This is a genomic window from Methyloceanibacter sp. (assembly GCF_050728395.1).
In the GTDB taxonomy this organism is placed as follows: Bacteria; Pseudomonadota; Alphaproteobacteria; order Rhizobiales; family Methyloligellaceae; genus Methyloceanibacter.
This window is the reverse complement of the sequence record NZ_JBOHJB010000019.1, coordinates 24,452-39,026: the sequence shown is the minus strand read 5'-3', so window position 1 is coordinate 39,026 and position 14,575 is coordinate 24,452. Positions and strand designations below refer to the sequence as shown.

At 63.7% G+C, this 14,575-nt stretch carries 13 protein-coding genes and 1 tRNA gene; 8 read left to right on the top strand and 6 right to left on the bottom strand.

Annotated features, from left to right (window positions below; genetic code table 11):
• On the top strand, window positions 1–782 hold a 782-nt coding region (locus ACREC7_RS05365), incomplete at its 5' end, for an NAD-dependent epimerase/dehydratase family protein (RefSeq protein ID WP_431554658.1).
• 134 nt (window positions 783–916) lie between these two features.
• Here the strand turns inward: ACREC7_RS05365 and ACREC7_RS05360 are convergent.
• The gene (locus ACREC7_RS05360; protein ID WP_431554657.1) at window positions 917–2,047 is read right to left on the bottom strand and encodes a glycosyltransferase family 4 protein; all 1,131 of its coding nucleotides are present in this window, start codon (window positions 2,045–2,047) and stop codon (window positions 917–919) included.
• Window positions 2,048–2,636: 589 nt separating this feature from the next.
• On the opposite strand from ACREC7_RS05360, the gene ACREC7_RS05355 reads away from it, so the two are divergent.
• Window positions 2,637–2,939 carry a hypothetical protein gene (locus tag ACREC7_RS05355; RefSeq protein WP_431554656.1) on the top strand — a complete coding sequence of 101 codons (303 nt, stop codon included), beginning with the start codon at window positions 2,637–2,639 and terminating at the stop codon, window positions 2,937–2,939.
• 790 nt (window positions 2,940–3,729) lie between these two features.
• Here ACREC7_RS05355 and ACREC7_RS05350 read toward each other — a convergent pair.
• From ACREC7_RS05350 to ACREC7_RS05335, 4 genes are all read right to left on the bottom strand, one after another.
• Window positions 3,730–4,089, bottom strand: coding sequence for a Rap1a/Tai family immunity protein (locus tag ACREC7_RS05350; RefSeq protein WP_431554655.1), 360 nt, complete (start codon window positions 4,087–4,089; stop codon window positions 3,730–3,732).
• Window positions 4,090–4,274: 185 nt separating this feature from the next.
• Entirely contained in the window at window positions 4,275–4,589 is a 315-nt protein-coding gene (locus tag ACREC7_RS05345) for a hypothetical protein (protein WP_431554654.1), read from the bottom strand.
• A 118-nt stretch (window positions 4,590–4,707) separates the two neighbouring features.
• Window positions 4,708–4,784: transfer RNA gene (locus ACREC7_RS05340), tRNA-His, on the bottom strand.
• A 186-nt stretch (window positions 4,785–4,970) separates the two neighbouring features.
• A complete protein-coding gene (locus tag ACREC7_RS05335; protein WP_431554653.1) occupies window positions 4,971–5,465 on the bottom strand; it encodes a phasin in 495 nt (164 codons plus the stop codon).
• 324 nt (window positions 5,466–5,789) lie between these two features.
• On the opposite strand from ACREC7_RS05335, the gene ACREC7_RS05330 reads away from it, so the two are divergent.
• The 6 genes from ACREC7_RS05330 to ACREC7_RS05305 all read left to right on the top strand — a co-directional run bounded on the left by ACREC7_RS05330 (window position 5,790) and on the right by ACREC7_RS05305 (window position 14,062).
• On the top strand, window positions 5,790–7,055 hold the full coding sequence (locus ACREC7_RS05330; protein WP_431554652.1) for a sensor histidine kinase: 1,266 nt from the start codon (window positions 5,790–5,792) through the stop codon (window positions 7,053–7,055).
• Between the two features lie 294 nt (window positions 7,056–7,349).
• Window positions 7,350–8,405, top strand: a complete 1,056-nt coding sequence (locus ACREC7_RS05325; RefSeq protein ID WP_431554651.1) for a Fe(3+) ABC transporter substrate-binding protein — start codon at window positions 7,350–7,352, stop codon at window positions 8,403–8,405.
• A gap of 13 nt (window positions 8,406–8,418) precedes the next feature.
• Window positions 8,419–8,943, top strand: coding sequence for a hypothetical protein (locus ACREC7_RS05320; protein ID WP_431554650.1), 525 nt, complete (start codon window positions 8,419–8,421; stop codon window positions 8,941–8,943).
• A gap of 20 nt (window positions 8,944–8,963) precedes the next feature.
• Window positions 8,964–10,694, top strand: coding sequence for an ABC transporter permease (locus ACREC7_RS05315; RefSeq protein WP_431554649.1), 1,731 nt, complete (start codon window positions 8,964–8,966; stop codon window positions 10,692–10,694).
• Between the two features lie 123 nt (window positions 10,695–10,817).
• Complete coding sequence (locus tag ACREC7_RS05310; protein WP_431554648.1) at window positions 10,818–12,644, top strand: AsmA-like C-terminal region-containing protein; 1,827 nt, start codon at window positions 10,818–10,820, stop codon at window positions 12,642–12,644.
• Window positions 12,645–12,685: 41 nt separating this feature from the next.
• On the top strand, window positions 12,686–14,062 hold the full coding sequence (locus ACREC7_RS05305) for an extracellular solute-binding protein (protein ID WP_431554647.1): 1,377 nt from the start codon (window positions 12,686–12,688) through the stop codon (window positions 14,060–14,062).
• A gap of 150 nt (window positions 14,063–14,212) precedes the next feature.
• On the opposite strand, the gene ACREC7_RS05300 is transcribed toward ACREC7_RS05305, so the two are convergent.
• Window positions 14,213–14,461: a hypothetical protein gene (locus tag ACREC7_RS05300; RefSeq protein ID WP_431554646.1), complete on the bottom strand. Its 249-nt coding sequence runs from the start codon at window positions 14,459–14,461 to the stop codon at window positions 14,213–14,215.
• Between the last annotated feature and the right edge of the window lie 114 nt (window positions 14,462–14,575).

Below are 14,575 nucleotides of genomic sequence, written 5' to 3'. Positions count from 1 at the left end.
ACCTTGCGCGGGAGGCAAATTGGTCGCCGCTCGTCGAGGGCGTGAGCCATGTCGTGCATCTTGCCGGCATCGCGCACGCGCCAGGCCAACTGCCTGACGAGGTCTATGCCCGCATCAACACCGACGCCGTCGGCGAGTTGGCAAACGCGGCGCACGGGCGCGTAGAGCGCCTGGTGCTGATGTCGTCGGTGCGGGCGCAAGCGGGGCTTTCCGCCGGCCACGTGATCATCGAGACCGACCCGGCAGAACCCACCGATGCTTACGGGCGTTCAAAGCTCGAAGCCGAGCACTTGCTCGCCGACAGCGGCGTCCCCTTCACCGTGCTCCGCCCGGCGGTGGTCTATGGACGGGGCGTCAAAGGCAATATCGCGAGTCTCGCAACGCTCGCGCAGACGCCGATGCCGCTGCCCTTCGGCGGGCTCGACAATCGCCGCTCGCTGCTCGCTCTCGAGAACCTCGCCGCGGCAGTCGATCTCGTGCTGACCTCGCCCAAGGCCGAAGGCGAGATTTTTCTCGCAGCCGACACCGAGCCGATCGGCGTGGCGGAGATGGTCGCCGCCATGCGCGAAGGTTTGGGCCGGGCGCCGCATCTCATCCGCGTGCCGGCTGGAGGGGTGAAGCGGCTGATGGTCACTTTCGGCAAGGAGGCCGAATGGGAGCGGCTGTCGGGGAACTTCGTCATCGACGCCGCAAAGCTCCGCGCCATTGGCTGGACCCCGCACGTCAAGACCCGCGAAGGCATCGCCGCCATGATGCGCGCCCCCAACGGCGCAGCTCACTGACCAAATGACTCGTCATGCCCGGACTTGATCCGGGCATCCACGCCGTTGCGCTTCAGCGGATCAAAACGTCAATGGAATGGATTGCCGGGTCAAGCCCGGCAATGACGGGCTTGGTGTTTTTGGTTGCGCCTACGTTATTTCACCGGAATCAGCGACTGGTAGAGAGCGACAGTGGCCTTGCCGATGGCCTCGGCGGAGAATTTCTCCTCAACCAGAGCCCGCGCCGCCTTGCCGAAGCGGGCGCGCATGCCGGCATCGCCCGCCATCTCCGTCATGGCTGCGGCGAGCGCCTCCGCGTCATCAACCGGGAAGGTGAGTGCAGTCTCGCCGCGGATGGCGATCTCGCGGCAGCCGGGCGTGTCGGTGGCGATCATCGGCCGGCCGCAGGCTGCCGCCTCGAGCAGGCTCTTTGGCAGTCCCTCGCGGCGCGAGGCGAGCACGGCAACATGCGCTTTGGCCCACACCTCGCGGATGTCGGCGACGTGCCCGAGCCAACGAATGCCGAACGCAGAGGCGAACTCGCGCAACTGCTCGGGGGCGAGCGACCCCGGATTCTCCCGGTCGGTGTCGCCGGCGAGCAGGAGCTGAAGTTTCACCCCGCGCGAGGTGGCGAGCGAGTAGGCCTGGATCAGCGTGATCACGCCCTTGTCGGCGAGCATGCGCCCGACATAGGCCGCGGTGATGGGAGGCGGCGGCTCGGGCAACGGCACGAAATGTTCCGTGTCGACGCCGGAGCCAGGGATCAAATCAACATTGCCTTCCGGCACGCCGAGGCCAAGCACGAATCTCTTGTCGTCGGGATTTTGCACGATGGTGCGGCTGTTCGGGCGCTTGAGCAGGGCTTTGAGCGCGGCGACCGCGAGCGGGCGGGTAAGCTCGCTCTTGCGATGATTGCCGACGAACAGGGTGCCGAGCCCGGTCAGGCTGTTGACCACGGCGATGGAGGAAAACCCGAGGCTCGCGATGCCACCGAGCAGCACCGGCTTGAGCGAGATGTTGTGCAGGATGTCGGGCTTGAGCGCGCGCAACAGCTTGCGCAGCTCGGCGACGCCGGCGAGGCTGTGCGTCGGCGAGAGGCTGCCGCGCTGCCATGACAGTGCATGAGGGGTGAAGCCTGCCGCTTCGATGGCTTCCTTGCCCTGGTTCAGCCGCGTCGCGACGTGGACGTCGTAGCCCGCTTCCTTGGCGGCGCGCGCCATGGGCAGACGGTGGGAAAGGAAGTACCAGTCCTCGGTGACGACGTAGAGGATGCGGGGCGCTGTCATTGGCGCGTTCTACCAGTCATCGCTCATAAGACCAGCTTCATCCTCATTCTATTTTCGACGCCGTTTCCCAAGCGGAAACGGGCGCCGGCCGAAGCCGACGCCGTCGCGACGAGCAATCCCTCAGCTCTGCAACGCGAGACTAAACTGCCGTAGAAGCGGCTAGTAACGCCAGGGGCGATACCAATAGCGGCCGCCGCAAGGAGCGCACCCGCATCCATAAGGACCGCAGACCCAAGTCCGTCCCCATGGGCAACGCGGGCCAGGTCCGCCACAGGCAATTTTTTCAATCGGGGAGTAATTGAGCCCAGGTGCCGGAATGGTCGCCGACCCGGCAAAAGCGAACGAGCAAGCCGCCCCAATCGCGCCGAACGTCGCCAGCGCCAACACTGTCTTTCGCATCGAATCCCTCCTTGTTTGCGGAAAGCCGATGATAGCCGTGTCGCGGCACGACAAAAAGAGGCGGACCCTTCGCCGCATGCGGAAACCCAAGGGACTTTGGCCTGTCTATTTTGCCACCTCCCGGCTTGGCATTCATGCCCCAAGCTTGTAAACTTGATTCAATCGATCAGGGGATCCGGGGGGATTGACCATGAGAAGTCTCGGTTTCGTTGTGGTGCTGTGCGGCGCGGCGGCGCTGATCGGCACGTCGGGCGTTGCCCGTGCGTTCGAAACCCAGGGAAGCGGCGATCCTATCGATGGCAAGTCGCTGCTCGCCTCGCAATCTCTCGTGCAGGATTTCAAGGCCCATTCGCTCGCCATGCCGCTCGCCGGGAAATCCGATGGCGGCGGATTCGTGTCGAGCTACGGGAACTCGATCCCGATCCCTGGACCCGGGATCGACACGCCGGCGCCTGCTTGGGCCCTCTCGCCAGGCGGCATCAGCCTGCGCTAGTCGAACGGTCTTTTCCAGTCAGCACCAAGCAATCGGGCGACGGCCGTCGAGGCTTGCTCGCGACCGGCTAAACTTCACGCTCCGAGGACTGATTCAAAACATAAGCCCCGGCGGCATCCGGAGCTTTATGAGGCATCAGCTTGCGGTTTGGGGGACCGGGTTCGCACCAGCTTTGGGGGAAGCCCCCAGTCCGCGGTGAAAAGGTTCGGTCTCAATGCCGGCTCCAAGGGGACACCCGGCACATCCCGGCCCGGGCGCGGGTTGGACCTGGCGTGCAGCGAGAGCAAGTAAAACTCGTCAACCAGGATAGAAGCGCAAATTGCCTGTGACCACTTCATGGTCGTTTCTCCCCAGAGTTGCATTCTTAGTTGGTGCCGCGGCATATGGGCAGCTCGCTTTGCCTTGTCCAGTGTCGACCACTTTGGGCCCAATAAATATTTTTGGTGAGCCCACTTTGGTCCAAAGGTTCATTTCTTATGGCCCACTTTGGTCCCCGAAATTTTCGCCTTCGCGTGCCTAACATCGCTCGCGTGAGAGGCCGGGACTCCCTCTCAGTGACCGAAACAGGGCGCCGACTGGCATCGGCGCCCTGCCCTCGTTGCAGTCTCTGGTCGCGGTTTGATCGGACGCAGTCCTGCTTGAAAGGCGGAAGCCGCGGGGTGTCTGCCGAGGCTTCCCACGGATAGGCCTTGGGTCCGCCATAAGCGCGGGCCTGTCCGCGCAATAGAAGCTAGGCCACGAACAGAGTGTTGGATGTGAGATTTGCCACTGCTGCGCCAGGCCCGTCTGGCTAGTTGCAGGGAAATTTCTCCTTGAGCGCATTAACAATCAGCTGAGGCGCCGGCAGATATCGCTTGTCCGCATGGTCTTGCAGGTAGCGCTTGGCAACGTCGAGCACTTGTCCGGCACTCGCCCCCTTCGGCAGACAATATAGTCCGGCCGGAACCAGCGAGTCTGCCACACCATTAATGTACCCGAAGCACGTTCCCCATTTGTAGGTGCTGTCGCGGGCGTTCGGGTTATCTCCGTCACGGCAGTCCGCGAACAGCTTGCTCCCGTCAATGACCTCCGCCGCCACGGCCTGACCTCCGATTCCGAGGCCGGAGAAAATCACCGCGACAAGACATGCGAAGAGAATGGTTCTGATCATTACGCAAATTCCATCGAGACTTGACCGCTCATGTTTTGCCAATTCGCTCGCGACACGGCAAGGGCTGCAAGGCCACTCTTGCAGAAGAGATCGTGTTGTCAAACTGTCATGAACGATGCATTTTCGCAGCGCAGCTCAGTTGCTCAAGACTCGAGATGCAACTCAAGGGCCAGCAGCGCACTCTCCTATCGCGGGTTGAAACGGCGCCGGTGATCGTGGGCCACCCGGCTCGGTCTGGTGCGCTTGCTTGCCAAAGCGACGACAACTCCCCAACCCAGCGCGCGGGCCTTGTTGACCGCGAGCTGAGCGGCTCTTGCTCGAAACTCGGCGAGGGGTTTGGAGGCGAAGTTGGGAAGCCAATTGCGGGATACGATCAGGCGCCGCTGACGTGGAGCTTGCTTGAAAGCGATGAGAAAGACGGTACCACACTGCCAAACGACGATCTCGTCGCCGTCGAGATGCACCTTGAGATCCCTCCCGGCTTGATGCGGAACGACCATGACCAACTCCTCAAAACTCAGGTCCGGTCGATCCGGCCTTTGTCAGGAGGAGCTAAGAAGGGCCATGTGAACGAGGTCTGAGGGATCCGTTTATTTACTGTTCAGGGCCTGAGAGCGCTGGTACCGCCGGGTGAATTCGAATCACCGACCTCTTGATCCACAGTCAAGCGCTCTAACCAACTGAGCTACGGCGGCATCATCTTCCAGCCTGGCCCGGAACCTATGCGCAGCGGCACTAGCTTGCAAGCGCGGGAGCCGGGCTTGCATGAGCCTACCGGCTGAACGCTAAACAAAACAAAAGGCCCGGGGTTCGAAGCCCGGGCCTCATGTCACTCTTACGCTATGCTCACCCAAATGTCGTCTCCGCGAGCGGAGCCGGATCTAGCTCGACTTCCGAATGGTATCCAGCGAGCGGGTGACCTGCGCCTTGATCGGCTCGGAGGTGTCGGCGGCGATCTTGGTGGTCAGCGCCCTGATCTCGCTCGCCTGGTTGGCGAACACGTCGAACTGATGACGGAGGAAGGCCGACTGGAGCTCGACAATCTCGGCGAGGTTCTTGGCGCCGGCGAGACTCTTGGCGAGGTCGAAGCCGGAATTGAGATTGCGCTGGGCAATGTCGATGAGCTTGCGGTTGAAGGCGGTGGCGCCTTGACCCGCGGCATCGAACGAACGCTCAAGTGCGTCGACTGCCTCTTCCAGCGCATCCTTGCCCTTCTCGTAGGCTTCGCGGGTCTGGGTCACGGTCTTTTCGGCGAGAGCGCGTACGCTCTCAGGCACGGTGGTGTCGAGCGACAACTTCTCGAACTGCTCGGCGCCTTTGCGGAAAGCCTCGCGCGCCTGCTCGGCGGCATCTTGGGGAGAATAGGTGGCGTTCATGTCTTTACCTCTCGTCCTGGGGGGCATCGCATCCTCTTTGCACGGCCGGAGGGAAAGCCGGCCGCTTCATCTATGCTGCACTGCAATAATAATTGTTGCAGTGCGAAAAGGCAAGAGCAAGATTGAGCGGTTGAGATCAATTTTTTGTCGGCTGAGAAGCGGACCCGGAAGCGGTTTCGCGCTATGCAATGCAGCTGATTCGCCTAAATTTAGTGGACGAGTCGATTCGGCGGCGCGAATCCTAGCTCAAAGGCGGCGGTGGGGGCTGGTCCCAGCACGCGGAAGATTATGTCGTCACGCGCAACCGGCCCAACAGGGTCCTTGATGGTCGATCCCGTACAGTTAAGGCCGAAAGCCGATGTGCACGCAGATCGCGAGGCGCTCGAGCATATTGCCCGCGCGGTGCAGGGACGCGTGTTGCGCGGGCCAGGGTCGCTGTCGCCGGCAGGTGCGCTTGGGCTCGAGACGCTCTCCTTGAACCGCGCCAGCATCGAGGCGCTGCTCGAAGCGATGCCGGCGGCGATCGGCATTCTCGCCCATGGCGATCTCGTGCATGCCAATGCCGCCTTCGCCTATGCCTTCGGGTACCGGTCCTTTGACGAACTCGCCGCTGCGGGGGGCCTTGAGGCCGTCGTCCCCGGCGGCGTGACCCTGCTCAACGCGAGCGCCGATAACGGACGAGAGCGGACGGTCGCGGTCGAGGCGCTGACCCGCGGCCGCAGGCGCCTCAAGATCAGCTTCGACGTGAAATCTCTCGCCGGCGAGCTTGAGCTTCTGCGCCTCGTCGATGGCGCGATGCTCGACACCGAGACGCACGCCACCGACGCTCAGCCTCAGGCCGTTGCCGAGGTGGATGAGGCCAAGGAGGGCACCGATGCGGCTGCGGTCGCGCGGCGTCTCGATTTTCTCGCCAAGGTCAGCCACGAGGTGCGCACGCCGCTCAATTCGATTCTCGGCTTCACCGAGCTCATGCTTGAAGAGCGCCTCGGCGCCATCGGCAATCCGCGCTACAAGGGATATGTCGAGGACATCCATCAGAGCGGCCTTTACGCGCTCAGCCTGCTCAACGACCTGCTCGACATTTCCAAGATCGATTCCGGCAAATTCGATCTCGACTTCACCGCGGTCGATCTGCCGGAGCTGGTCGAAGCCTGCGTCAACAGTCTGCAACCGCTCGCCAGGCGCGAGCGCATCCTGCTCAGGACATCGTTAGCGTTTAATCTTCCGGCGGTGATCGCCGACCGGCGGCGGCTCAAGCAGATCCTGCTCAACCTCCTCTCCAACGCCATCAAGTTCACCCATGCCGGCGGCCAGGTGATCGTCTCGGCGAGAGTGATCGACGGCGGCGACTTGAGATTGCGCGTGCACGATACCGGCGTCGGCATGACCGAGGACGAGATCGCCGCCGCCATGCAGCCCTTCCACCAGCTCGACACGGCGCCGCGCAAGCAGGCCGGAACCGGCCTTGGGCTCCCGGTCACCAAGGCGCTCGTTGACGCGAACCGGGCGCGGCTCTTGATCGCGAGCGAGCGCGGGGTCGGCACCTCAGTGGATGTGATCTTTGCCAAGGACCGCTTGGCTGCGCCGTAGCGCTTCCCCGCGGCAGCCGGCCGCATTTCATCTTTCATATGGGCGAAAACTGCATTCCCCGCGAGAACTATTGCCGTGTCTCGAATATATTGCATATATCCATTCTGGATTTATTGCAGCGTTCATGTTTTTACTTGAGCTATGAAGCTTAGAAGGCTTCTAAATTGAAGAAAATCATGACTTTATCGTTGACTTATGGCTGGCTCACGCCTTAAGCCGAAATGTGCCTTTTTGAGTCATGAAGGCGAAATCCGATACCGGGGCCTTGACCCCCGGGCCATTGGAGAGGTGAGCATGCAAATTCCTTCCGCGCGGCGCGTTCTGCTCGCGCTTCTCCCTGCCGTCCTTGTCTGCGCCCTTGGCCATGACGCCGGGGCCGGCGAGACACGGGAGGTGAACGTCTACTCCTACCGCCAGCCCTATCTCATCGATCCGCTGTTCAAGAAATTCACCGAGGCGACCGGCATCAGGGTCAACGTGATCTTCGCCGAGAAGGGCCTGATCGAGCGCATGGCGGCGGAAGGGCGCAACAGCCCAGCCGATCTTCTGCTCACCGTCGATGTCGGCAATCTGATGCAGGCGAAGGAGGCGGGCGTTGGCCAAGTGGTCCATTCGCAGGCCCTGGAGAAGGAGATCCCCGCCGCCTATCGCGACAGCGAAGGGATCTGGTGGGGGCTCACCCGCCGCGCCCGCGTCGTCTATGCCTCGAAGGATCGGGTGAAGCTCGACGCGATCACTTATGAGGAGCTCGCCGACCCGAAATGGCGCGGCAAGATCTGCATCCGCTCGGGCCAGCACGTCTACAACGTGGCGCTCATCGCCTCGATGATCGCGGCTCATGGCGAGGCCGAAACCGAGACATGGCTGAAAGGCCTCAAGGCCAATCTTGCGCGCAAGCCCGCAGGCGACGACCGCATGCAGGTCAAGGGCGTCTATTCCGGCGAATGCGATCTCGCCGTCGGCAACACCTATTACATGGGCGCCATGCTCAAGAACGACAAAGAGCCCGAGCAGAAGGAATGGGCGAACTCGGTCAACATGCTGTTCCCCAATACCAACGACCGCGGCACCCACGTGAACATCTCAGGCGCGGTACTCGCCAAGAATGCCCCGAACAAGGACAACGCGCTCAAGCTGATGGAATTCCTGGCCTCCGACGAGGGCCAAGAAATGTACGCCGACGTGAACAACGAATACCCGGTGAAGGAGGGCGTGCCCTGGTCGCCGCTGGTCAAGTCCTGGGGGCCCTTCAAAGCCGATCCGATCTCACTCAACGAGATTGCCGCCTTGCGCAAGAAGGCAAGCGAACTCGTCGACAAGGTCGGCTTCGACGACGGTCCGAGCTCATGAGGGGAACGTTTCGATGAGCATTCACAACAAGATCGACAAGGCAGGCCGCGTGCACGCCCCGCCGCCGCGCAAGACAGGGGCGGAGTGGCTGGTCGGCGTCGGCTTCCGCTGTTGGCTCGCAGGCTATGACACCGGCGACATCGCCTGCTGGGAGACCGGATGGAATGCCTATGCCCGCGTGCTCGGCGCCGAACGGGCGAAGCGGGCGGTGACCGAGCTTGCCTGCTGGGTGAGAGCGGTGCGGGCTTCGGCCTCGCGCAAGATCGAATATTACCCGTTCGGCTGCGCCGGCTTCTGCCGCGACGAGTGCATGGCGATCTCGCTGATCGCCGCCTCGCAGCATCATCGCTGCCCGGCGATGCGCGCTTGCGCGCTGGCGCTCACCGGCTCGAGCCTGGTCGAACCGGTCATCGACGCCGCCAACGCCTTTGCCGATGCCTTGCAGGAGGCCGACCAGCTCCTGTCGCCTGAGGCCGTCGCCGCGCTTGCCGCACCGTTCGACGGGGCACGCCGCGATTGCCGCACGCTGCGCAACTGAGCGGATCGCGTTCAAACTCCATGCGTCGCCACGTCGCGCGACTGCGCGACAGCGGCAATTTCGCCTGGTCGGTCGCGGCATCCATCATCTCGCTGATCGCCATTGCGCCCGTGCTCGCCATCTTCGTGCTCGCGCTCCAGTCGAGCGGCGATACCTGGCCGCATCTCATTGCCAATGTGTTGCCAGGCGCGTTGCGCCGCACGATCGAGCTGATGGCCGGCGTAGGCGCGCTAACGCTCCTGATCGGCACCGGCACCGCCTGGCTCGTCACCATGTACCGCTTCCCGGGACGAAGCCTGTTCCAATGGCTGCTGCTCCTGCCGCTCGCCATCCCGACCTACATCATCGCCTATTGCTATCTCGAGCTGTTCGACTATTCCGGCGCGCTGCAGACCCTGTTGCGCGAGCTGTTTGGCTGGCACAGCGCCAAGGACTATTGGTTTCCCGACATCAGAAGCGTGGGCGGCGCCATCTTCGTGATGAGCATGGTGCTCTACCCCTATGTCTACATCACCGCGCGGGCGAGCTTCCTCGCGCAGTCGGTTTGCGTGCTCGAGGTGAGCCGCACGCTCGGCCGGAGCGCTGCCGCAACCTTCTTTGAGGTGGCGCTGCCGCTGGCGAGACCAGCGCTTGCCGCAGGCGTTGCGCTCGCGCTGATGGAAACTCTGAACGACATCGGCGCCGTCGAGTTCTTCGGCGTGCGCACGCTCACCGTCGCCGTCTACGATACCTGGCTCGACCGCAACAGCTTGGCGGGCGCCGCTCAGATCGCCTGCATCATGCTCGCCTTCGTCTTCGCGGTGCTCGTCATCGAGCGGGCCATGCGGGCAAATCGCAGCTACCACCACACCACCGGGCGCTATCGCCATCTCCCCGTGGACACGCTGCCGCGCGGAGCTGGATGGTTCGCTGCCGCCGCCTGCGCGCTCCCAGTGCTGTTCGGGTTCGTGTTGCCGGCCTCGGTGCTGGCCCACGACGCGCTTGCCCATATCGCCGCCGGGCTTGCCCCCGAGTTCTGGGATGCCGCCCTGCACAGCCTGATGCTGTCAGCCGCTGCCGCCTGTCTCGCTGTTACCTTCGCCGTGATCCTCGGCTACGCGCGCCGGCAGACGCGATCGAAGCTGATCCACACTTTGAGCGTCGTCCCGGCCATTAGCTACGCCGTTCCAGGCACCGTGCTCGCCATCGGGCTGTTGATCCCGCTTGCCAGGCTCGACAACAGCGTCGACGCCCTGATGCGATCGCTGTTCGACCTGCCGACCGGGCTCCTGCTCTCCGGCAGTGCCTTCGCCATGGTGCTTGCCTACGCCATCCGCTTCCTCGCAGCTTCGTTCGGCGCGGTGGAAGCGGGCTTAAGCAAGATCTCGCGCAACACCGACGCCGCGGCGCGGACCCTCGGCGCCACGATCGGCGAAACGCTATGGCGGGTGCATCTGCCGCTGCTCCGCCCGGCGCTCGGCGCCGCCGCCCTCCTCGTCTTCGTCGACTCGATGAAGGAGCTTCCGGCCACGCTGCTGCTCCGTCCCTTCAACTTCGATACCCTTGCCACCCAGGTGTTCACGCTCGCCACGCTCTACCGCTACGAGGAGGCTGGGCTGTCGGCGCTCACCATCGTGGCCGTCAGTCTTGCGCCGGTTCTCCTTTTGCATGGAATCATTGTCGCGGGGCGTCCGGGGGCCTCAGGCAACCGCCGGGCGGCGGCCTCTGGCGTGGGGACGGAAGCGGCCGAGGGGCTTTCCATCGCCCAATAAATCAGGGGCGGCGGGCTCGCTATCTCCGGCCAATCGGGCTAAAACCTCCTGGGGCTTGGGCGGCGCAAGAAATGGTCGCGCTTCTCCTTCTGGGGCAGCAAGGAAACGGGTGGGTCTGAAGGCATGAAGCCTAGCCAGCTGCCATGGAAATGGCTTCTCGTCGGCCTGCTCGCGGTTCTTATTCTCGGCATCGCCCTCATTCCCTGGCTGATCGGCGACACCTCGCGCTTCGGGGATCGCGTCGCATCCGAGTTGTCGGCGTGGACGGGAGGCGAGGTCAAATTCATCGGACCCGTGCGCGTGCGCTTCCTACCGGACGTCTCGGTTCGCGGCCAACTCGAGGTGCAGGACAGCACCAGGCTTCCGGCGGTGCAATCGCTGATCGTGAGGGAAGCCAAAGTCTCGCTCGACCTTGTCGATCTCTTGCGCGGCCGTATCACCATCGATGCGCTCCGCCTGCTGAAGCCGCGCATCACCTTGCGCGACAGGCCGCCGGACGGTGCTGCGCCGGCGACACCGCCGCAGGACCTGTTCGCCAGCCTCCTCGGCGGGGCGCCGGTGCGCGTATTGCATGTGCGCAACGGCAGGATCACGCTGCCTGCCGATCGCAGCGGCGCCATCAAGGACATCTACGCCCATATCGACGGCGGCAAGGATACCGGCGCCGTCTCCGGTTTCGGCTCCTTCGTGTATAAGGACACGACGGTGCGCTATTCGCTCGAAAGCGGACCGCCCACGGCGAGCGGCGGGGCGGAGAGCTTTCCCCTCGCGCTGATGCTCTCCTCCAAGCCTATCCGCTTAAGATTGAACGGTACGGCGTCCTATGCGAGCGAGCTCAAGCTCGACGGCGACATGCAGGCCGAGATCGACGACGGGCGCAAATTTCTCAACTGGCTCGGCGTCAGGCTGCCGTCCGGCGACAGCCTCAAGGGCTTCTCGGCATCGGGCGCCTTCCACCTCGCCGGATCGGCGCTCACCTTCGACGATGGAACCTTCACGCTCGACGGCAACAAGGCGGTAGGCTTGCTTGCGCTCAGCGCAACAGGGTTGCGGCCGCGCGTTGAGGGCACGCTCGCCTTCGACCGGCTGAGGCTCGATCCCTATCTCGGCAAAACCGATTCGAGCGATGGCGGGGCGCCCTCGGCGGCATCGGCGGCGTTCCCCTTCAATCGGCCCCTGTTGCAATTTATCGACGCGGATCTGCGCATCTCGGCCGCCGCCATCGATGCCGGCGCGCTCAAGCTCGGACGGGGCGGTTTCACCGTCAGCGCCAAGCATGGGGTGGTGGCGAGCGAGGTGGGCGAGCTCGAACTCTGCGGCGGCTCCGCCGACGGGCGGCTGGACGTCGATCTCGCTCAGCCGAGCAAACAGGTGAACCTCGTCGCCAATCTGGACGATATCGCCATCGACACCTGTCTCCAGCCGCTTGGCCTCGCGGTCCCGATCAGCGGCACCGCCAACCTCAAGAGCGAGCTTGCCGCCGAAGGCAGCGATCCTACGCAATTCACCTTGTCTCTCGCCGGAACCGTCAAGCTCGATGCGAAAGACGGCGCCGTGCCGGTCGACTTTGGCCGCCTTTTGGCGGGACCTACGCCACTCAACGACGACGGCTGGAGCCACGACAATGTCACGCCCTTCGATCAGCTCGATGCAGATTGCCGTCTCGGCAAAGGCCATATCTCGTGCCAGTCCTTGAGCATGCGCACGCCGCGGGGCACGATTTCCGGAGCCGGCGACGTCGACGTGACAAAGCGGATGCTCGATTGGAGTCTTACGGTGGCGAGCCCCAGCGTTGCGGCAGGGGCTTCGCAATTGACTCAAGCTGAGGCGCCAAAGGTCTCGATTCGCGGATCGTTGTTGCAGCCCATCATCCGCAGAGCGGATCGTCCGACGCTGGGCGAGAGCAGTTTGCCGACGGGCTCGACCGGGCCGCAGGTCTTACCGCACTGACCTTGGCGAGTGATTTTGACCGAACACCAATGATGAGCGTCATGCCAGACAGTTGCCGTCCTTACGCGGTGGCGCTTGCCGCGGCCTGGCTGATGCTCGCCGGGCCGAGCGCCAGCGCGCAAGACGCACCCGCCACGGAGACCAAGCCGAGCGGCGCCACTCTCGCCATCGCCACCTGGGGTGGGGCCTATGGCCAGTCGCAGGAAATCGCCTATTTCCAGCCGTTCACGCAGAAGACCGGCGTCAAGATCGAGACCGAGACCTATGACGGCACGTTGGCCGCCATCAAAGATAAGATCGGCGCAAGCTCCTCGCCGTTCGACATTGTCGACCTGTCGCAGGGCGTGCTCGACGCGCTCTGCCGTGACGGGCTGCTCGAACAGATCGACAGTTCGACCCTAACCTCGGGCTCAGGCGGCCAAAGCGTGAGCGACGATTTTCTCTCTGGCGGCATCGCGCCTTGCGGCATCGCCAGCGTCGCTTGGTCGATGGCGATCGCCTTCGACCGCCAGGCTTTCACCAAGGCGCAGCCCGGGAAGATCGCAGACCTCCTCGACGTCCAGCGCTTCCCCGGAAAGCGGGCGCTGCCCAACGGCCCGCGCTACACGCTCGAGCTTGCGCTGCTCGCCGACGGCGTCGATCCGGCCGACATCTACACCCAGCTGGGAACGCCAGAGGGCGTCGACCGCGCCTTCAAGGCGCTCGACAAGATCAAGGCGCACATCCTGTGGTGGGACAAGGCGGAAGACGCCATCTCCATGCTGATGCAGCGCAAGGCGGCGATAGCGGCAGGCTATAGCGGCCGCATCTTCCGCGCCGCGGTCGGCGCCCGCCAGCGCATCGACGTCTTGTGGGACGGCCAGGTCTACGACCTCGATCTGTGGGCGATCCCGAAAGCTGCCGCCAACAAGGACGAGGCCAAACGCTTCATCGCCTTTGCCACTGAGCCCGCCCAGATGGCGGCGCAAGCGGCGCTGATCGCCTATGGGCCCATGCGCAAATCGGCGATCGCGCTCGTCGGCAAGAATCCTTCGATCGACATCGATATGAAAGCCTATCTGCCGACGGCGCCCGACAATTTCCGCAAGGCGCTCCGGTTTGACGAGGCGTGGTGGAACGAGCATGGCGGGGAGCTTGCTGCGCGGTTCCAAACCTGGCGCGAGCAACCAGTGGTCACCGATGCGAAGGCCGCTACTCCGGACGGAAAGCCCTCCGCCGCGGACGGGAAATCCAAAGCGACAGACGCAAAGCCCTCGCCCGCAAACGGGAAATCCAAACCCGAAGACGCGAAGGCCGCAACCGCCGACGAAAAGCCTAAGCCAGCGGACGCGAAGCCCTCGACGCCGGAAGCGCAAACCGGCTCAGTGCCGTACGCGGCGCCGAAGCCTGCTCCGAACACCGCTCCCAACCGGCGATAGTGAAAATTGTCCCCTGGCTTAGGGGCTTGTACTGTCACCCAACTGCCACAAAGCGCGATGGCCCCGCCGGCCTGTCTGGCTGTTCGCCGGTCACGGGCGATAGTGCCCGGCAAACACACGCCGCTTGGAACGCGTGCGCGCGCGTGATGCCTATGCATCTGACGTGATGATCGAATCCTGACTGCTGACGAGCATCGAGATCGCGATCGGCGCATCTGTCGCAGCGAAGGCGTGCGAGTAGCGCCGCGCGCGCCGTAAATTTCTGCGCGGAACACCGTTCAGAACGTCGACAAGAAAATACGGGAGAGTGTGAACTCCCGTTTGCTTTGGTGTCTTCGTTGCGTCATCATTTGCGCCGGAGAGATTCTTGCTCGGGCAATCCGGCAGGCTCTCTGACACAGGATGCACTCGATCAAGGTGGGCGCGTCGCCCGCAAGACCGGAGAGATCCGGCCGAGCCTTAGGCGAACGCCACGCCGATGAGGCCAGCACTGCCGGAAGCGGGGCCGGCAGT